The following is a 20184-nucleotide window of genomic DNA, read 5'->3' on the forward strand; positions in this document are numbered from 1 at the left end:
TAATCCGACCTGCACCCTACCGTGCACAACAGCGCACCACCATCCACGAAACCCGTAAAGCCGGGGTCTGGCCAAAAAAAAGCGCCCGAAGGCGCTTTTTTCATTCATGGCGGCCGGGTTGGCCGCCACTACCTGCTTAGAACTTGTAGTTGTAAGCGAGACCGATCAACTGCATGCGGGTCTTGAACAGGCCCTTGGTCGTTTCACCGTTGCCGGTGCAGCCCGTCTTGACCGGCGAGCAGTCGTTTGTGTAGTTGACGTCAGCATCCTTGAAGTCGATATAGCTGTAGGCCAGGTCGATCGAGGAATTGGCGTTCAGCTTCCAGTTCGCGCCGATCGAATACTGCATGCGGTCGCTGTCCGGCAAGGCCGGGTGGCGCAATTCGGCGCTGCGGACCGGCGCCTGGTCGTGGGCGATACCGGCGCGCAGCATCAGGCTTTCGCTGTACTTGTAGTTGGTGCCCAGCGACACGCGGTAGGTGTCTTTCCAGTTCTGGCGAATGCGCTCGGCGCCTTCGGCCGTCGGCGGGAACTGGATGTCCAGGTTCTGCAGGCGCGAAGTGCGGGTCCAGGTGACGTCGCCCATCAAGGCCCACTTATCATCCATCTGATGGAAGGCGTTGACCGACAGGGTTTCCGGCGTGCGCAATTCCACCAGCGCTTGCGAATTGACCTTGTTCGAGGCCTTGGCGATAAAAGCGTTCACGGCCGGATTGCTCGTCACTTGCGAGAAGTCCCAGATGGTGCTGCCCTTGAGCTTGTGCGAAATCGACGAGCGGTAAGCGATACCGAAACGCGTGCCTTCGTTCAGCTGGTACAGGTAGCCCAGGTTGAAGCCGAAGCCCCAGTCATGGCCGTCCATCGAGGCGTGGCCATCCTTGATCGGGCCCTGCAGCGCGGCGCCCGCAGCTTGCGCCGCGGCCAGACCTTGCGTCTTGGCGATATTGGCCAGGAAGGCCTGCGATGCGCTAGGGGCAAACTTGCCCAGGAAGGCAACCGAACCGGGCACGTCCACGCCCTGGCCCAGTTCCGCCTTCATGTATTCGGCCGTCACGCCGAAACCGAACGAGTGGTGCTGGTCCAGCTTGAACGACACGGAAGGATTCAGGGCGATGGCTTCGAGCTTGATATTGGTGATCGCGTAGCGGCCATACCAGTCGTTGCCGTAGTCGAGCTTGGCGCCATACGGCACGAACAGGCCAGCGCCGACGGTCCACTGCTCATTGATTTTTTTGCTGGCATACAGCGCTGGCGCGAACACGGCATCCGGCGCATAGTCCTTGGTTGCCGCGTAAGGCGTGCGGTTGCCCGGGAAGAAAGGCTTGGAGCCCGAATCCGTGTAGGTCGAATGCGGTACAACCAGGGTGCCGCCGCCGACGAATTGCGTGCCTTCCAGGCGCGCCATGCCGGCCGGGTTATAGAAAATGGTCGACGCGTCGGCCGCTTCGGCGCCGCTGGCGTCCGCCGTGCCCTGGGCGGAAACGCTTTGCGAACCGAAACGGTAGCCCGATGCCTGGGCGGTGGAAGCGAAGCCGGCGCATGCGACGGCGATGAGGAGGGGCAGATATTTATGTTTCAAGTTAGTCTCTCTTTATTATATGAAGTGTCTTCGTCACATTGTCCCGGGTAGCTCAACCTCACCCGTCTTGCACTGTTCTTGCCGCCGTGAACTCCAATTCACCGACGGCATGAGCGAAGCATATAATATTTTTTGGGAAAAAGCGAACGTTCGCTCTTTTTATAAAACGGCGTTGTTTTCCGCGCCAGTCACGGCGTCCTACAGGACCGGCGCCGGGGCTGGAAGCGGTATCAGGAAGCGCTGATGCATCAGCGCCAGCATCTGTTCGGCCGGCACGGGACGCGAGATGAAATAGCCCTGCACTTCATTGCATTGCAGCACGCGCAGAATGTCGAGCTGCTCGCGCGTCTCCACGCCTTCGGCCACCACGCTCATGCCCAGCGCATGCGCCATCGACAGGATGGCGCGCACGAAGACCTCGCCCTGCTCCGAGCGGCCCAGCTCCATGGTAAAGGCGCGGTCGATCTTCAAGCCATCCATGGCGAACTTCTGCAGCTGCGACAGCGAGGAATAGCCGGTGCCGAAATCGTCGACCAGCAGGCGCACGCCCAGCGCGCGGATGGCCGATAGCTGCTCCACGGCGCGGTTCTGCTCATCCATCATGGCCGATTCCGTGATCTCCACCTCGATCAGGCGCGCGTCGATGCGGTGGCGCGTCAGCGCGGACGCCAGCACCTGGTGTACGTCGCCACGGCCGAACTGGCGCGCCGAGACGTTGATCGATACGGGCACCAGTTCCAATCCGCTGGCTTGCCAGCGCGCCATTTGCAGGCACACCTTTTCGATGACGACTTCGCCCAGCTGCGAAATCAGGCCGCTGCTCTCGGCCACGGGGATGAATTCCAGTGGCGGCACCATGCCATGCTGCGGATGGTGCCAGCGCACCAGCGCCTCCATGCTGCACAGCTGCCCGCTCATGGCGTCGACCCTCGGCTGGTAGACGACGAGGAACTGGTCCTGCTCCAGCGCCGCCACCAGGCTTTGCTCCAGTTCGCGGCGGCTGCGGATGGTTTCGAACAATTCCGGCTGGAAAAATCGGTGATGGCCCTTGCCCGCCACTTTGACGGCATACATGGCGATGTCGGCGTTCTTCAGCAGCACTTCCGTCTCGGCGCCATCGCGCGGATACAGGCTGATGCCGATCGAGGCGCCCATCTTGTGGCGTTCGCTGCCCAGGTAAAACGGTTCGTCGAAGGCGATGGCGATGCGCTGCGCCACCTGCTCGGCGCGGCTGTCGTCCTCCACCGGGTCGAGCACGACAACGAATTCGTCGCCGCCCAGGCGCACGACGTGGTCGCCCGGCCGCAGCACGGCCTTCAGGCGCAAGGAGGCGGCGCGCAGCACTTTATCTCCCTCGGCGTGGCCCTGCGTATCGTTGATATCCTTGAAGCCGTCCAGGTCGATGAACAGCAGCGCCAGCATGCGCCGCGCGATGGCGGCGCGGCCCAGGGCGCCGGGCAGGAATTGCTGCAGCCAGTATCGGTTGGGCAAGCCCGTCAAGCCATCCTCGTTGGCCAGGCGGCGCAAGTCGCGCTCGTGCTCCTTGGCCGTGCTGATATCTTGCAGGGTAACGGCCAAGCGGTCGCCGCTGCGCACCAGGCGCCGGCGTATCCAGCGCAGCTTGAAGGGATTGCCTTCCGGCAGCTCGATCTCTTCCTCGGAGAAGCCGGACTCCATGGCGGCCCGGTAATTGTGGATCAGGTCGCGGAAGTACGGCTCATGGGCGCGCGACTGCAGGCGCATGCCCAGCAATTGTTCGCGCCGCACGCCGAAGTAGCCGGCGCCCGGCTCGTTGCAGTCAACCATCTCGAAATCGAGGATGCTGCCATCGGCGCCGCGCAGGGCGGCGATGATATAAAAGCCGTCGCTCGTGCCTTCGGTGGCCATGCGGTAGGCATTGCGCACGCCTTCGGACTGGTGGTGGCGCCACGCCAGGCGCAGCGACAGCACCGTGGCGACGGCGGCAAAGGCCAGCAGCAGCACGGTGACGGCCAGGGCGATGCCGATATAGATGGTGCGCGTTTCCTCGTAGGGATGCAGCATTTCGCCATCCGACAGGCCGACCACGGCCGTAAACGGATAGGCTTTCAGCGCCTGCCAGCCCACATAACGGCTTTGCTTGTCGGAAAAAGCGATCCTGCCGCCCGAATGCAGGGCGCCGCTCTCCGTTTCCAGGAAGCTCGTGTCGAGGAAGGGCGTGCCCCGGCCGCTCCGGGCCGGCAGCACGCGCGAGCCGAGACGCGTGCTGAACAGCTCACCCTCTTCGTCCACCATGGCGGACATGCCGAACTTGCCGAAATTGACGCTGTTGTAGAATTCGGAAAAATAGCTGGAGTGGATGGAGATCAGCAGCACGCCGTCGAAATTGCCATCCCCATCTTCCAGCCGGCGCGTGAAATGCACGAGGCGTTCGTCGGCGCCCGGGGTTGCCGCCGCTTCGCTCGCCCTCCCCAGCGCGATGCGCAGCGCGCTGGAATTGCTGCGCCAATGGCGCAGCAGGAAATCGCTGCGCTCGTTGACGCGCAGGCGCTGCAGCGGCGCCGTTGCGGTCACGGGATGACCCTTGCGGTCGAGAATGGCGACGATGGCAAATTGCGGCAAGGCATACATGCCCTGCGTCTTCAATTGGTCGAGACGCAACTGGCCGCGCGAATTTTCCCATTCATACTTGAGCTGCAAGGTCAGCTGGTCCATCTGCTCCAGGGTGCGCAGCAGATACTGGCCATAGGCTTTCGACAACGAGGAAACACTGTCGAGCGCCTGCTGCTGCGCCACCTTTTTTTCCGCCTCCAGCTGCAGCAAGGTGGCCGTCCACAGCACCGCGCACAGGACCAGCCCCAGCAAGGGCCAGGCCAAAATCAGGCGCAGATTGGCCTTGAAAAAATCGGCCCTGCTCATCTCCACTACGGCACCGTTATGATTATTTACAAATTGTCGCAAGAACATGGTGCAGCGTCTGCCATTTCCGTGTATTTCCTCAAGGACACACAAATTACCACAGAGTCATGTTTACAGGTAAGCCGGCCGCGTAATTATATATGCGGCCCGCAGACCGCCTGTCGCGCCTGCGTTACAATCACCATCCTTACCGTTGGAGAAATACATGCAGCAATATCAAGATTTGATCAAGACCGTGCTCGAAACGGGCAGCTGGCAAGACAACCGCACGGGCATCCGCACCCTGAGCGTGCCGGGCGCCATGATGCGTTTCGACTTGGCCAACGGCAATTTCCCTGCCGTGACGACCAAGAAACTGGCTTTCAAATCCGTGATCGGCGAATTGTGCGCCTTCCTGCGCGCCTCGCGCAACGCGGCCGACTTCCGCGCGCTCGGTTGCAAGGTGTGGGACCAGAACGCCAATGAAAATGCGCAATGGCTGGCCAACCCCTACCGTGAAGGCGAGGATGACCTCGGTCCAGTGTATGGCGTGCAATGGCGTCAATGGCCCGCGTACAAGCTGCTCGACGCGGCCAAGCCCGCGCAGATCGCCGACGCGCAAGCGAACGGGTACACCCTGATCGCCCCCATCGCCGAAGACGGCGTGCAAAAAGTGCTGCTGTACAAGGCTGTCGACCAGTTGCGCGAATGCCTGGACACCATCATGAACAACCCGGGCAGCCGGCGCATCCTGTTCCACGGCTGGAACCCGGCCGTGCTCGATGCCGTCGCCCTGCCCGCCTGCCACTTGCTGTACCAGTTCATCCCGAACGCCAGCACGCGCGAAATCTCGCTGTGTTTATATGTGCGCAGCAACGATATCGGCCTGGGCACGCCGTTCAACATCGCCGAAGGCGCGGCCCTGCTGCACCTCGTGGCGCGCCTGACGGGCTACACGCCGCGCTGGTTCACCTACTTCATCGGCGACGCGCACATCTATGAAAACCACCTCGACATGGTGGAAGAGCAACTCAAGCGCACACCCTTCCCCGCGCCGAAGTTCATCATTTCCGACCGCGTGCCCGACTATGCCAAGACGGGCAAGTACGAGCCGGAATGGCTGGAAAAGATCGAACCGTCGGATTTCTCGCTGGAAGGCTATGAACACCATGCGCCGATCAAGGCGGCGATGGCCGTCTGATGGCGGCCGCACCGCTGGCGGCGCTGCACCGCAAGCTGTTTGACGAAACGGACGGCGTCAAGTTTTCAAACTTGAAAGACCGGCTGCTGAAGAAGCATGCTGCCGACGAGCGGCAAGCCGTGCTCGCCATCCTGACGGCATATGCGCGCGATGGGCAACTGTTGCACTGGCGCGCCTTTCTGATGAGCGATATCGTGCAATTGGCGGAAGCCAATGAACATACGGCATTTTTCGCCTGGGCATTGACGCAGCCCGAGCTGGCCTACCGGGCCGTCGACGGCATGCTGAAAAGCATAGGCAAGGATGCTTATGCGCCGCTGGTGGCGCTGGCCGAGTCCGGCGCCGCGCGCCTGGAAGTGCGGGCCAGGGCGATCAAGAGCCTGGCCGTCTTCAGCCGCCAGCCTTTCGACACGGGTTTGCCGCATGACCCCGGCCACTGGAAGCCCGACAGCCTCCCGCTAGCTGCCGTGCTGGCCTGGCAGCGCAATGGCTACCCGGATGGCGCAGGCCATGCGGCGCCCGCCACCCACGCGTCGCTCGATGATCCGCGCACGCCGCTGGAAAAAGCCGCCGCCAGGCTGGAGAAAAAACTGGCGGCCCGGCGCAGGAAAGAGCAGGACCTGGCGCAGCCATCGAACTGGCTGACCATCGCCAGCGCCGCCGACATGGCCGGCATCGCGCAGCGCTGGGCCTTGCCGGAGCAGTACCGGCGCTTCCTGGCCTGCTATTCGCCGCTCAGGGTGTTTATCGACAGCAAAGATTATTTCCAGGGCTTGAGCCTGTACGGCGCGGCCGGGCTGGTCAAGGCCCAGCACGGTTACGCATGGGATTCCGTCAGCGGCGCCGCCATCGCCGGCTGGCCGGAACAATACCTGGTGATCGCCGACGCGGGCGCCGATCCGTATTGCCTGGACCTGGGCACCATTGCCGGCGGCGATGCGCCCGTGTACACGGCTGAACACGGCATGGGCACATGGCGCTTCGAACGCCATGCGGACAGTTTCATCGATTTCCTCAACGAGATCGCGGCAGCGGCCTAGCCTGCTTCGCCTCCCGGTCCGCCCGGGCCGGGGCCGCCTGGGCCGCCCGGCCCCCGTCCGCCCGGCGGACCGAAGTGCGGTTCCCGCCCGCCCTCTTTCGCCGCCGACGTGGCGCCGCCCAGGCGGTACGACAGTCCCACATAAATCATGCGTCCATCGAAGCGCCGCGTGCTCGTCTCGCGCAGGGACGCGCTGTTGATGACGGTTTCCATCTTGTTGCTGCTGAACACATCGGTCACATTCATGACCAGGCTCAATTGCGGCGTCACCGTGTGGCGCCAGCTCATATTCAAGGTGTTGTTCGGCGAGCGGTAGCCCTGTCCCGACAGCATCTTGCCTTGCATTTGCAGGGCCAGTTGCAGCTGGTTGGCGGGATTGATCTGGTAATTGAGGCGCGCGCGGCCGCTCAGGGCATTCGCCGTGCGCGTGCTGCGGTTGCCCAGGTCGTCGGAACTGGTTTGCTGGCTGCGCGCCAGGTTGCCGCTCGTGTTCAGGGTCAGCGATGGCGTCAGCTTGCCGCTGACGCTGAACTCCAGGCCGCTCGAATGGCTGCCCGCGCCGTTTTCGCGCGTCGTCAGCAGCACGTTGTCGCTAATAAAGTAGCGGTAATCGACGATGGCGTCCGTGTCGCGGCGGTGGTAGCCGCGCAAGCTGCTTTCCAGGCCAAACAATTTCGTTTCATAGCCGATCTCGAACGAATCCGTCTGCGTGGGTTTCAGCTTCGGGTTGCCGGCCGACACATTGAACTCATCGCGGTAGATCACGTACGGGTTCAGGTCGCCCGCGCTCGGGCGGCGCAGGCGGTGCGCATAGCTGAAGCGCAGATTGCTCTCGTCGCTGACCTTATACGTGGCAAACAGGCTGGGAATGTAGTTGACGTAGTTGTTGCCGGCCTCGACGCCGCTGGTGATCTGGCGCACGGTCAAGTCCGTGTATTCGGCGCGCAAGCCGGCCAGGGCGCCCCAGCGCTCGCTCAGGCGCATCTGGTAGGAGCCGTACAGCGCGATGGTGCGTTCGTCGAGCTCGAAACGGTTGCTGCGCATGGGGTTGACGGTCTCCAGCAGGCTGGCCGGGTTGATGTCCGTGTACAGGGTGTCGAAGCTGCTCCTGTTGTCGGCCACCTTGTAACCGAGCTTGGCCATGCCGCCCGCCAGCGGACGCTCATAGTCGCCGCTGAAGTCGACGATGCGGTTGCCCGTCTCGCTGTGCTGGCGTGCGCGGCTGTCATAGGCGTTCACGGGCGCGACCGCGTAGGTATTCGCGTAATCGCTATCGCTCTCGTTGGTCGACGACGACACGCGCAAGTCGATTTTCAGGGTTTCGCCCGGCAACTCGCCCTTGTGGTCGTAGCGTGCGCCCCAGCTGTAGTTGCGGCTGTCGCCGTTGCGCACGGTGCTGCGCACATAGTCGCCTATCGTGCTGCCCGTGCTGTCGCCATTGAGGTAGCGGTCGAGCGAGCGCTGGTCGTTGCTGCGCCCGTTATACGACACGCTGGCGGCCAGGGTGTCATTCGCGTTCAGGTTGTAATTGACGGTGCCATGCAAGCCCAGCGAGTCGTTCAAGCCGTTGCTGGTGGACTGCTGGCTGCTGGGAGCAAAAGCGCCGGTACCGCGCTCCAGGCGCTCGCGGCTGACCTCGGCCACGGAATTGCGGCCGTCATGGCGCACATTGATGCCACCCTGGTAGCCCCACGGCCCTTCGTTATAGCTGCCGGAGACGGAGCTGTTGTAGCGCCCGGCGATGCCCACATTCGCGTTGACGGTGGCAAAACCGCCCGGCTTGCGGTTGCGCCGCATCACCAGATTCAGGATCGGGCCGCCACCGGCTTCGTTGCCGAACTGGGCGCCGGGATTGTTGATCACTTCCACCGATTCGATATCGTCTGCCGCCATGGCGTTCAGGGTGGCGCCGCGCGAATCGCCCTGCAGCATGGCCGACGGCTTGCCGTCGATCAATATCTGCACATTGCTGCTGCCGCGCAGGGACACGGAACCATCGGGATCGACGGCCACCGACGGCACATTGTTCAAGGCATCGGCCGCCGTGCCATTGGTGCTGCCCACGTCGGATTTGACATCGTAGACTTGACGGTCGATGCGGCCCGTCGGACGTTCTGCCGTCACGCTGACGGACGGCGGAGATTCGGCGGCCGGGGCCGGCTTGACGACGGTATCGCCGGTGACGGTTTGCGCCTGGACGGCGGCGCCGGAGACGAGCAGGCTGCCGCCCGCCAGGCAATGGAAAAGAAGTTTATGCATTTGGCTAAAATAATCGAGACGCTACGGATGAGGCACTACGCCGCAGCGTGAGAGCACATTCCAAGCATGCCACGATTGCAAGCAGCAAAGCAAATGCGAACCATTGTTATTTACTTCAATTTACAAATCTCCGGCACTTGTGGCCGTACGGCCTCATCCGATGAGCTTTGCGCTATCTTGACGTTAGCTCAGCAAGCCCTTGCCGCGCGCCAGTGTCAGCCAGCCCGGATATTCCGTCATCAATAAGTCATACAGTTCCGCATCGCTGTGCTCGTCGGGCGAGCTGACGGAAAAATAATTGGCGTTATCGACCAGACGGCCCTGCAATTCGTCGAGCTTTTCCAGGAACGGGAAGTCGGAATCGGCAAAGGCGGCGAGGAACTTGCTTTTCGATTTGCGTCCCTTGCCGATGCCCATGAATTGCCAGAAGATGGGCTCGTTACTGGCCCAGCGCAATTGTTTTTCCGTCGTCGCCTGGTCGCTGGTGCCGCCATCGGTGACGAACATCACGTACACGGGCAACTCGGCAGCGACGGGGCGCGTGCGCTCGCCGCCGGCCTTGTCCGGGAAATAAAACGCGCGGATCGCCTGCATGGCGGCGCCGTAACGCGTGTCGCCCTCGAGCGGATGGCGCTGTATGGCCTGGCCCACATAGGTATTGCAGTTGCTCAAGGCCATCGGTGCCGGATGGTGGACATTCTTGCCGAACAGGAAAACGTCGATCTCGCCATCGTCGTCGAACTTGCAGCCCAGGGCCAGGATGCGCTCGGCAAAGCGCTGCACCAGCCCCTCTTTATATAACCGTCCCATGGAGCCGGAAATATCGAGGCACAGGCAGACCTTGGCCCGATGGTCGGACAGGCCCACTTTTTGCAGCGACACGCCCGCCTGCTTGACCAGGCTCACCAGTTGCGGCGCCTCGCGTTCGACGCGCTTTTCCAGGTTGATCTTCGCCTGCTGGATGGCCGAAGCGGCCGAAGCCGCCGGCTTGGCAGGCGCGGCCTGGTCGACTTCGCCGCCAAAGTGGCGCACCAGCGCATCGAGTCCGCCATTGAAGCCCTGGCCCACGGCCATGCAGCGCCAGCCGCCATCCTTGCGGTAAATTTCCGCCAGCATGACGGCTTTTTCCTGTGCGAAATCACTGCCCGCAAACGCGAAGCGGGCCAGTTCGCGTCCGCCCGCCTGCAGGCGCACATGGCCAGCTTGCAGCTGCGACATCACGCCGCCGCCATCAATCGACGCCGTCACGACGAGACGGTCCACGCTGGCCGGCAGGCGCGCCAACTGCAAGGCGAACGCGGCCATGTCGCCACCGCTGCCGGCGCGCGCTTCCACGCCGCCGCACGGCGTGCGCGGCTGGTTGAAAAAAGTCATGTAGCGCTCGTCGGACAGCTTGCCGGCCGCATCGAGGCCGAAACAGGCCACGTCGAGCGCCAGGCCCAGCGCGGCGACGCCGATGTCCAGCACGCCGTCGGGAACGAGATTGGCCAGCGGCAAGCGCTGACCTTTGGACAAGGTTTCCATCAGTGCCTCCTAGGCGATATAGCGGCGTGGATTGTCCGCATTGCAATCATCTTCATCTTCCTTGTCCTCGCCCTTGAAGACGACGGGACCGTTGAAGGCCAGCTGCAGGTGCTCGCCCTGCCAGCTCAGCCACGGCGTCGCTTCGCTGCCCGGCTCCGACGTCTTGCCGGACGGTTCAAGGATGATGCTGTCGGGCGTGACGCGCGCCATGCCGATCACATAGGTGTAGACGGTATCGTCGTCGGCCGCCTTGGACAAACGGAAATCGAAATCGCACTCGACGACCTGCTGGCCATACTGCATGACCATCTTCGGCCGCATGGACGCCACCGACACGGCGCCATTGGCCAGCGCCGAATACACGCTGAAGACGAGGCCCACCGTGCCGCCGTAATGTTGCGCCAGCGCAGGATTGACTTCCACCGTTTCCGTGGATGGCTCCTTGCCCGATGCGCCCGCCACGTCGCCCAGGTGGCGCACGAAAGGCATGCTGTCGAAGTTCCCGGCCGCATCGGGCGCCTGGATGAAGCGCATCTGGCCATTCGGCAAGAGGATGCCGACTCTTAAATCGAGGTCGTCGTTATCGTCGTCGCCATCGCCGTTATCGACCCAGGTGGCCTTGACGGTCAGTTTGCCCGGCGCGCCCGCGCCCTTTTCCAGCGACACCTTGTGCGTCTGCCCCGCCTTGGTCAGCGAAATTTTCGACAAGGAAATCTTGGGCGGCGGCGCCGGTTCCGCTGCCGCCGGCGCCACTTCGCCGCCGAAATGCGCGACCAGTGCGTCCAGGCCGCCGTTAAAACCCTGGCCCACGGCCATGAAGCGCCAGCCCCCGTCCTTGCGGTAGAACTCGCCCAGCATGACGGCTTTTTCTTGCGCAAAATCAGCACCCGCATAGGTGTAGCGGGCCAATTCTCTCCCGCCGTCGAGCAGCCGCAGGTAGCCGCTGCCCAGCTGCGCCATGGTGGCCGCGCCATCGATGGCGGCCGTGACGACCAGGCGCTCGATGGACGCAGGCAAGCGGTCCAGCTGGTAGCTGAAGCCGGCCGCATCGCCGGACGGCGCCGCCGCTTCCACGCCGCCGCACGGCGTGCGCGGCTGGTTGAAGAACGTCATGTAGCGGTCATCGGACAATTTACCGGCGGCATCGAGGCCGAAACACGCGAAATCGAGCGGCACGCCGGCACTGGCGAGGCCCAGTTGCACGACGTTGCCCGTGATGAGGCCGGACAGCGCCAGGCGCTGCCCCTTGATCAGGTTTTCCATGGGATCAGGTAGAAAAGAAGGGGATACAGAACCGGGCAGCGACGCCACCCGGTACATTGACGCAAACAATTACTTTTTATGCATTAATTCCGAACGAGCGTGCCAGAGGACCCAGGCCGCCTTTGAAACCCTGGCCGATGGCCTTGAATTTCCATTCGCTGCCGGCGCGGTAGATTTCGCCGAAGATCATGGCCGCTTCCGTCGAGCCGTCTTCCGACAGGTCGTAGCGGGCGATTTCCGCGCCGTTGTCGCCGTTCAGGCAGCGGATATAGGCCTTGCCTACCATGCCGAAGTTTTGCTTGCGGTTTTCCGCGTCATGGATGGTGACGGCCACGGCGATCTTGTCGATGTCGGCCGGCACGTTGGCCAAGTCGACGGCCACTTTTTCGTCATCGCCATCGCCGCCGCCCGTCGTGTTGTCGCCCGCGTGGACGATGGAGCCGTCGGCCGACTTCAGGTTGTTGTAGAAAATGAAATCGGCATCGGAACGGGCCTTGCCATCCGTTTTCAGCAGGAAGGCGCTGCCGTCCAGGTCGAAAGCGGCGCCATCGGTGGCGCGCGGGTCCCAGCCCAGGCCAATCACGATTTTCTTCAAGCCAGGAGCTTCCTTGCTCAGGTTGACATTGCCGCCTTTTTGCAAACTGATCGCCATGGTATTTCCCTTTGTTTAATGAGTGGGTTGCATTCGGTGTTTCAGGTCACCTCGCCGGTACCCGGCTTGATGAGCCATGAGCCTACCATAAAGTGCCTGCTTGTCAGCCGCGCACTATTGAAAATAATGCTATAGGGAAAATACCATACCGCTGCCCCGATGCGCAAAATGACGGATAATGCCGCTCGACGAAAATTTTCACCCTCATGAGCGACTTGATCCCGGGATTGTCCTTGAACAAGATACAACTCGACTGCATCCCCGGCACCTTGTGCGACGAACGCCTGTGGTCGCGCCTGGCGCCTGCCCTGGGCCGCGCCTTTGATCTACGCCACGTGCACCTGCACCAGGCGCGCACGCGCCAGCAGATGCAATCGATGATCGCCAGCCACAGTGCGCCCCAAGCCCATTTGGTGGGCTTTTCGCTGGGCGCCTACCTGGCGCTCGAACACGCGCTGGCACAGCCGCGGCGCGTGCAATCCTTGACGTTGATCGCCAATTCCGCCAAGGGTTTGCTGCCGGCCGAAATCGAAGCGCGCCAGCGCATCGTCGCCATGCTGGAGCGCAACGCCTATACGGGCATCACGCGCCAGCGCCTGCGCGAACTGCTGCACCCGTCGCACCTGGACGATATCGCCATCACGGGCCTGATCCAGCAAATGGGCCTGGACCTGGGCAAGGACGTGTTGCTGGCGCAATTCATCACCACGATAGCCCGCCCCGACCTGATGGAACGCTTGCCGGAGCTCGATTTCCCCGTGCTGATCGTGGGCGCCGAAGACGACAAGCTCGTCAACCCCGACGATTTGCGCGCCATGGCGGCCCGCCTGCCGCAAGCCACCCTGCACATACTGAAAGAGAACACGGGCCACATGATTCCGCTGGAAGCGCCGGGTCCGCTGGCCGACGCCATGCGTGCGCATCTGGAGGCTGCCGGCGATTTCAACGATAATGACGGGCATCGGGCCCCGCCCCCACCTTTTTCACAGAACCAATGAGCCATTTGACCATCATCGTCGCCACCGACCAGCAAGGCGGCATCGGCATCAACAACACCTTGCCGTGGAAGTTGCCGGAAGACCTCGCGCATTTCAAGCGTTTGACGACGGGCCACCCCATCCTCATGGGCCGCAAGACCTTCGATTCCATCGGCCGCCCGCTGCCGAACCGCCGCAACATCGTCATCACGCGCAATGCCGACTGGCGCCATGAGGGCGTGGAAGCGGTGCCATCGGTGGAAGCGGCCATCGCCCTGCTCGATGGCGCCGAAGGCTATGTCATCGGCGGCGCCGAAATTTACCGGCAGTCACTGGCCCTGGCCCAGCGTTTAGTCATCACGGAAATCGGCCAGACCTTTGATTGCGACGCGTTTTTCCCTGCCGTGGACCATGCCATGTGGCAAGAAACCGCGCGCGAGGCCCATGTTTCGGAGAAATCCGGCCTGCCTTACGCCTTTGTCACGCTGGAACGCAAAGCCTGATAAGGTGATGTTGATAGCCAGAATGTTGCTGTAATACCCCTGTCACACCCATGCGTCACGCTAGCGTACGATTGTGACGCTTTGGTGCGATATTTTTTTCCCGCAGACGCCGCATTTCTGCGAGAATCCCGTTCTTATTTTTTTTCTGCGGCTGCCGGGTTGTACCACCGCCTGACCGTCGCGCCCTAGTCCGCCCCTTCACATCTGTCAGGGGCGGCTTGCTTTTTTGGAGACATGCATGAAATTTCGTTTCCCCATCGTCATCATTGACGAGGATTTCCGTTCTGAAAATACGTCCGGCCTGGGTATTCGCGCCCTTGCCGCCGCAATGGAAAAAGAAGGCATGGAAGTGCTGGGCGTGACCAGCTACGGCGATTTGTCGCAATTTGCCCAACAACAATCGCGCGCATCGGCCTTCGTGCTGTCGATCGACGATGAAGAATTCGGCGGCGGTTCCATCGAGGAAACCGATCACGCCTTGAAATCGCTGCGCGCTTTCGTCGAGGAAATCCGCTACAAGAACGCCGACATCCCCATTTATCTGTATGGCGAAACGCGCACTTCGCGCCACATCCCCAACGATATCCTGCGCGAACTGCATGGTTTCATCCACATGTTCGAAGATACGCCGGAATTCGTCGCGCGCCACATCATCCGCGAAGCGAAATCCTACCTGGACGGCCTGTCGCCGCCGTTCTTCCGCGCGCTGGTGCACTACGCCAACGACGGCTCCTATTCGTGGCACTGCCCCGGCCACTCGGGCGGCGTGGCTTTCCTGAAGTCGCCGATCGGCCAGATGTTCCACCAGTTCTTCGGTGAAAACATGCTGCGCGCCGACGTCTGCAACGCCGTCGAGGAACTGGGCCAGCTGCTCGACCATACGGGTCCTGTCGCCGCCTCGGAACGCAATGCGGCGCGCATCTTCAATGCCGACCATTGCTATTTCGTCACCAACGGCACGTCGACCTCGAACAAGATGGTGTGGCACTCGACCGTGGCGCCGGGCGACATCGTCGTCGTCGACCGCAACTGCCACAAGTCGATCTTGCATTCGATCATCATGTGCGGCGCCATTCCCGTGTTCCTGATGCCGACGCGCAATCACCTGGGCATCATCGGCCCCATCCCGCTGCACGAATTCACGCCGGAAAGCATTGCCCGCAAGATCGAAGCGAACCCGTTCGCGCGCGAAGCGAAGAACAAGAAACCGCGCATCCTGACCATCACGCAATCGACCTACGATGGCGTGATCTACAACGTGGAAACCCTGCGCGAAATGCTCGACGGCAAGATCGACACCCTGCACTTCGATGAAGCATGGCTGCCGCACGCGACCTTCCACGATTTCTACAAGAATATGCACGCCATCGGCAAGGACCGTCCGCGCGCCAAGGAATCGATGATCTTCTCGACCCAGTCCACGCACAAATTGCTGGCCGGCCTGTCGCAGGCCTCGCAAATCCTCGTGCGCGAATCGGACACGGTCAAGCTGGACCAGGACGCCTTCAACGAGGCTTACCTGATGCACACGTCGACTTCGCCGCAGTATTCCATCATCGCCTCGTGCGACGTGGCCGCGGCCATGATGGAAGCGCCGGGCGGCACGGCCCTGGTGGAAGAATCGATCCTGGAAGCGCTCGATTTCCGCCGCGCCATGAAGAAGATCGACCAGGAATGGGGCCAGGACTGGTGGTTCCAGGTGTGGGGTCCGTCCAGCTTCAATGACGAAGGCATGGGCCAGCAGGAAGACTGGATGATACGCGCCGAGGATGACTGGCACGGCTTCGGCGACCTCGCTCCCGGATTCAATATGCTCGACCCGATCAAGGCGACCATCGTCAACCCGGGCCTGTCGCTGGACGGCCAGTTCGGCGACACGGGCATTCCCGCGTCCATCGTCACCAAATACCTGGCCGAGCACGGCGTCATCATTGAAAAGTGCGGCCTGTACTCGTTCTTCATCATGTTTACCATCGGCATCACCAAGGGCCGCTGGAATACCTTGCTGACGGCCTTGCAGCAGTTCAAGGACGATTACGACAAGAACCAGCCGATGTGGCGCATCCTGCCGGAGTTCGCGGCGGCCAACCCGCGCTACGAAAAAATGGGCTTGCGCGACCTGTGCCAGCAAATCCACGATTTCTACAAGGCTTACGACGTGGCCCGCCTGACGACGGAAATGTATCTGTCGGACATGATCCCCGCCATGAAGCCGTCGGACGCGTTCGCCAAGATGGCGCACCGCGAAATCGAGCGCGTGGCCATCGACGAACTGGAAGGCCGCATCACGTCCATCCTGCTGACGCCGTACCCGCCGGGCATCCCGCTCTTGATCCCGGGCGAGCGCTTCAACAAGACCATCGTCGACTACCTGCGCTTCGCGCGCGACTTCAACGAGCGCTTCCCCGGCTTCGAGACGGATGTGCATGGCCTGGTGAAACGCGAAGTCGATGGCAAGCGCGGCTATTTTGTAGATTGTGTCAAATTGGATGATTAGTGAAGGCCCATCCAATCTACCGCGCGCCGCGACTTGCGGCCTGCGAGGCTCACCGTACTTCAGTACGGTTGCGCTTCTCGGCCACAATTCGCTTCCGTTCGCTACGATTGGATGAACCGTCGTGATGTTCGTTGAACGTCATCATGATGTTCGTTGAACTTCAGTCAATAGCGCCGCCTGATGCAGATCAGGCGGCGTTTTTCATTGTGGGCTAGCGCGCACGCTTGCGCCAGATCAAACGGCTGGGGTATCGGGCTCCTAAGATGGGCGACTCGTGCCCTCGTGACGGCAGACCTATGACGCTCAAGGTGTGGCTGGAAATCATGCAGCAGGCGGCGGCTGGCAGTGGCGCCTTGCTGGCGGCGGCCTTGAAGCAGGCTCAGGTAACTATAGCCCGGCGGCACGACGGCGAGGCGGAGGCTGCGGGTATCGTGCTGTTCGCCGAAGCCAATACGGCGCTGCTGCAAGCGCTGCCGGCGCTGTGCCGCCACACCTCGGTGCTGGCCATTGCCGCCTGCGGCCAGCCTACCAGCTGCGCGCAACAGCGCGCCCTGCTGGCGGCAGGCGCGCTCGACGTGCTGCTGTGGCCGGCGGGCAGCATCGATGCGGGCCAGGTGTTGGCGCGATTGCAGCGCTGGCAAGCCGTGGCGCAGCTGCTGGCGTCCGGCGCCGTGCGCCGGCAACTGGTGGGCGACAGCGCGGCTTGGACCGCCCTGCTGCACCAGGTGGTGGAAATGGCCGCCTTCAGCCAGGCGTCGATGCTGATCACGGGCGAAACGGGCACGGGCAAGGATTTACTGGCGCAACTGGTGCACCGCCTCGGCAACTGCAGCGGCGGCTTCACCATCCTCGACTGCGCCACCCTGTCGCCGGAACTGGCGGGCAGCGAACTGTTCGGCCATGAAAGGGGCGCCTTTACGGGCGCGGCGGCCGCGCGCGACGGCGCTTTTGCCCTCGCGGACGGCGGCGTGCTCTTCCTCGACGAGGTGGGCGAACTGCCGCTGCCGCTGCAGGCCCAGCTGCTGCGCGCCATCCAGGAGCGCAAATACAAGCGCGTGGGCGGCAATACCTGGCAGCCGACGCAGTTCCGCCTCGTGTGCGCCACCAACCGCGCGCTGGAAGACGAAGTGGCGCGCGGCGCCTTCCGCGCCGACCTGTATTACCGCATCGCCGGCTGGCGTTGCCAGACGCCGCCCCTGCGCGAGCGCCAGGACGACATCCTGCCGCTGGCCCGGCATTTCCTGGCCGAACTGGCCCAACAAGAACCGCCCCCGCTGGACGCCGCCGTGCGCGAATACCTGCTGCTGCGCGATTATCCGGGCAATGTGCGCGAACTGCGCCAGACCGTCACGCGCATCTGGCACCGCCATTGCGGCACCGGCCCCATCACCATCGGCGCCCTGCCGCCCGAGGAACGGCTGCTGGCGCCGGCCTGGCCCGACCAGCATTTCGAGGCGGCCGTGCGACGCGCCCTGGCCCAGGGCTGCAAGCTGTCGCACATCACACGCTGCGCCGCCGACGTGGCCATCCGCCTGGTGCTGGCCGAGGAACACGGCAACAACCAGCGCGCCGCCGCCCGCCTGGGCGTGACGGACCGCGCCCTGCAGATACGCCGCAAGGCGGCCGCCTGCGCGGCGCAGCTGGCCGCTGCCGCCGCCGCAACACCGCCTGCCACGCCGGCCGCTCCGTAATCGACCTCATGTCCGCCCCATGCCCCTCCTCACGCCAGCCCCGCCAGCCGTAGAAAATTGCCGCCCGTGATCAGCGCCGCATCCCGCGGCGGCAAGCCCAGCAAGTGAATCTTGTGCAATTCCAGCCCCGGATGCAGCCAGGGACCATCCGAGCCGAACAAGACCTTGTGCGGCCCCGCGCGGCGTACGGCCTGCTCCAGCAAGTCGTAGCGGCGCACGCCCGAGCTGTCCGTATGGATGTTGCGGTGGCGTACCAGATGGTCGATCAGCGCCAGCTGGGCCGCCCAGTCGTCGCCGAAGCTGCCCAGGTGGGGCAGGATAAAGTTGACGTCGGGATACTGCTGCGCCAGCAGTTCGGCCACGGCCACCTCGCCGGCCGGGTCGTACAGCACGGGCAAGCCGAAGAAACGCGCCGCGTCGCACACTTCGCCGCTGATGCGCGCGTCAAACCGGTGCGCCTTGATGCCAACAAAGCCGTAGCGCTCGACAGCCGTGCGCACCAGGTCCATGATGCGGCCCCGGTCGCGCCGCGCATGCACGAAGGCAAAGCCATAAAAACGCTGCGGATCAGAGGCGACCAGGCGTGCCACGCCGTGGTTGGCGATCGCGTAATCGGAGTGGAAGGCAGCGAACAGCACGCTGCGGGCGATGCCGGCCGCCTGGGCACGGCGCAGATAGGCGCGCAGCGGCGCATCGCTGTCCCACGGCCCGCTCAAGCCGTCGCCCGGTCCCGCATGGCAATGGCAATCGATGATCATGATGGCGCGCTAATGCCAGTCGCCCATGACGACGATGCGGTTGCCGCGCCGGCGCCAGCGCCCGCTTTCCTCTTCCTGCTGCGGCGCAGGCGAGCGGAACTGCGGCAATTGCTGATGCAGGGCCCGCGTCAGCGCGCTCTCGACGGCGCGCGCACTGCCATCGCCGTCGGCCGCCAATCGCGCCGCCTGTCCGGCGATGCGCACGAAGCGGCGCGCCATCTCCAGTTCGCGGTCGGTCGGCGCTTCGCTCTCCATTTCCAGCTCCAGCGCATCGCTGGCCGCGCGCCCCAGGGCCGAACCGAGCGCCGTGCCCACGCCCGGTATCGGTATCATCGAACCGAGGGCGCCGCCGACAAAGGGCAAGGCCGTCTTGGCCATGGCCTTCAAGGCGCCACCCAGGGGCTGGGCCACCTTGGCGACGGTGGCACCCACTTTCTTGACGCCCTTCCACACGCTCTTGAAGACCTTGCCGAGAAACTGCTCCAGTTCCTCCTCGCTGGCCACTTCCAGCAATTCCATGGCCAGCTGCAATTCCTCCTCTTCGCTCAAGACGGCCGGCGCCGTGCCCTTGCCGGGCCAGTCCCGGCCAAATTCCAGCACTTCAAACGCGATGCCGGCCCGCTGCCGGCATTGTGCGCATGCGCATTCGAGTTGGTGCATGATGCTCTCCTTTGCAATGATCAAGGCGTGGCCACCAGGTCCACATTCAGCTCCACATTTCACCGAGCACGGCCAGTTCCAGTTCGCGCCGCTGGTTGGTCAGCACGCCGCGCTGGTGGGCGAACATGTCGTCGTGGATGCGCTGCTCGATGCGGCGCCGCTGCGCCGGCGAGGACAGGGGCGCCACGTACACCTGGTGCGTGCTCAAGTCGACGCCCATCATCTGGCCGCACAGCCGGTGCTGCAGCAGGCGCCGGTGCAGATCGTCCGTCTGGCCGCTGTAGGCGCGGCGGCGCCCGCCCGCATCGAATTCGATCACATACAGGCCCGGCCCCCGGCCATTCGGATCGCGCAAGGCATTGTCCAGCGTCCCCAGTGCCAGGTAACTCAGGGCGGCCGCTTCCGGCACCCGGCCCATGGTGCCGGCCAGGGTCGGCGGGATTTCGCCCTGCTGCTGGCCGTCATCCTGTCCCTGATCCTGCCCTTGATCCTGGTCAGGTTCCGGCTCCTGCTGGTCGCCAAACGCGGGTTCCGCCACGGGATAGGGTGCCGGATAAAGCGTGGGATAGATGGCCGGATAGCCGCCCCAGCCCCGGTAGCGCGGCGGCAGGTAGGGCAAGGGCGGCGGCGCGGGGCGCGGGGGCCGACGCGCCGGATTCGCCTGGTAGCGCGGCGGCATGGGGCGGCGCGGGCCGCGCAGCGGC

Annotated in this window: 14 protein-coding genes and 1 pseudogene; 6 read left to right on the forward strand and 9 right to left on the reverse strand. The window is 63.4% G+C overall.

The genetic code is table 11. The annotated features are described in order from the left end of the window. Window positions 1–136: 136 nt before the first annotated feature. On the reverse strand, window positions 137–1579 hold the full coding sequence (locus CBW66_RS26485) for an OmpP1/FadL family transporter (RefSeq protein WP_086140571.1): 1443 nt from the start codon (window positions 1577–1579) through the stop codon (window positions 137–139). Between the two features lie 198 nt (window positions 1580–1777). Next, window positions 1778–4477 (reverse strand): EAL domain-containing protein, encoded by a 2700-nt coding sequence (locus tag CBW66_RS26490; protein ID WP_230492297.1) that lies wholly within the window; start codon window positions 4475–4477, stop codon window positions 1778–1780. Between the two features lie 205 nt (window positions 4478–4682). Between CBW66_RS26490 and CBW66_RS26495 the strand changes: the two genes are divergently transcribed. Together CBW66_RS26495 and CBW66_RS26500 are read left to right on the forward strand one after the other, a co-directional pair. Further along, window positions 4683–5657 carry a thymidylate synthase gene (locus tag CBW66_RS26495; RefSeq protein WP_086140573.1) on the forward strand — a complete coding sequence of 325 codons (975 nt, stop codon included), beginning with the start codon at window positions 4683–4685 and terminating at the stop codon, window positions 5655–5657. Next, entirely contained in the window at window positions 5657–6697 is a 1041-nt protein-coding gene (locus CBW66_RS26500; RefSeq protein WP_086140574.1) for an SMI1/KNR4 family protein, read from the forward strand. The genes CBW66_RS26495 and CBW66_RS26500 overlap by 1 nt, the downstream gene beginning before the upstream one ends. Here the strand turns inward: CBW66_RS26500 and CBW66_RS26505 are convergent. From CBW66_RS26505 to CBW66_RS26520, 4 genes are all read right to left on the reverse strand, one after another. Further along, window positions 6694–8955, reverse strand: a complete 2262-nt coding sequence (locus tag CBW66_RS26505) for an outer membrane beta-barrel family protein (protein ID WP_086140575.1) — start codon at window positions 8953–8955, stop codon at window positions 6694–6696. The two genes, CBW66_RS26500 and CBW66_RS26505, sit on opposite strands and share 4 nt — an antisense overlap. Before the next feature lie 183 nt (window positions 8956–9138). Beyond that, window positions 9139–10479, reverse strand: coding sequence for a VWA domain-containing protein (locus tag CBW66_RS26510; protein ID WP_086140576.1), 1341 nt, complete (start codon window positions 10477–10479; stop codon window positions 9139–9141). A 9-nt stretch (window positions 10480–10488) separates the two neighbouring features. After that, window positions 10489–11742, reverse strand: coding sequence for a TerD family protein (locus CBW66_RS26515; RefSeq protein WP_086140577.1), 1254 nt, complete (start codon window positions 11740–11742; stop codon window positions 10489–10491). Between the two features lie 76 nt (window positions 11743–11818). Then, the gene (locus CBW66_RS26520; protein ID WP_034784423.1) at window positions 11819–12394 is read right to left on the reverse strand and encodes a TerD family protein; all 576 of its coding nucleotides are present in this window, start codon (window positions 12392–12394) and stop codon (window positions 11819–11821) included. 206 nt (window positions 12395–12600) lie between these two features. Between CBW66_RS26520 and CBW66_RS26525 the strand changes: the two genes are divergently transcribed. The 4 genes from CBW66_RS26525 to CBW66_RS26540 all read left to right on the forward strand — a co-directional run bounded on the left by CBW66_RS26525 (window position 12601) and on the right by CBW66_RS26540 (window position 18062). Continuing rightward, window positions 12601–13392 (forward strand): alpha/beta fold hydrolase, encoded by a 792-nt coding sequence (locus CBW66_RS26525; RefSeq protein WP_086140578.1) that lies wholly within the window; start codon window positions 12601–12603, stop codon window positions 13390–13392. Then, window positions 13389–13874, forward strand: coding sequence for a dihydrofolate reductase (locus CBW66_RS26530; RefSeq protein WP_086140579.1), 486 nt, complete (start codon window positions 13389–13391; stop codon window positions 13872–13874). The genes CBW66_RS26525 and CBW66_RS26530 overlap by 4 nt, the downstream gene beginning before the upstream one ends. Before the next feature lie 238 nt (window positions 13875–14112). Further along, window positions 14113–16371, forward strand: coding sequence for an arginine/lysine/ornithine decarboxylase (locus CBW66_RS26535; RefSeq protein ID WP_086140580.1), 2259 nt, complete (start codon window positions 14113–14115; stop codon window positions 16369–16371). Window positions 16372–16667: 296 nt separating this feature from the next. Beyond that, window positions 16668–18062: a sigma-54 dependent transcriptional regulator gene (locus CBW66_RS26540; protein ID WP_230492296.1), complete on the forward strand. Its 1395-nt coding sequence runs from the start codon at window positions 16668–16670 to the stop codon at window positions 18060–18062. A 29-nt stretch (window positions 18063–18091) separates the two neighbouring features. Here CBW66_RS26540 and CBW66_RS26545 read toward each other — a convergent pair whose 3' ends face one another. The 3 genes and pseudogenes from CBW66_RS26545 to CBW66_RS29140 form a co-directional block, all read right to left on the reverse strand. Continuing rightward, window positions 18092–18820, reverse strand: coding sequence for an amidohydrolase family protein (locus CBW66_RS26545; protein ID WP_086140582.1), 729 nt, complete (start codon window positions 18818–18820; stop codon window positions 18092–18094). Window positions 18821–18829: 9 nt separating this feature from the next. Further along, complete coding sequence (locus CBW66_RS26550; protein WP_086140583.1) at window positions 18830–19480, reverse strand: hypothetical protein; 651 nt, start codon at window positions 19478–19480, stop codon at window positions 18830–18832. 46 nt (window positions 19481–19526) lie between these two features. Beyond that, window positions 19527–20184, reverse strand: a pseudogene (locus CBW66_RS29140) (GIY-YIG nuclease family protein); the annotation flags it as partial.

The organism is Janthinobacterium sp. GW456P (assembly GCF_002127655.1).
Taxonomy (GTDB): domain Bacteria; phylum Pseudomonadota; class Gammaproteobacteria; order Burkholderiales; family Burkholderiaceae_D; genus Janthinobacterium.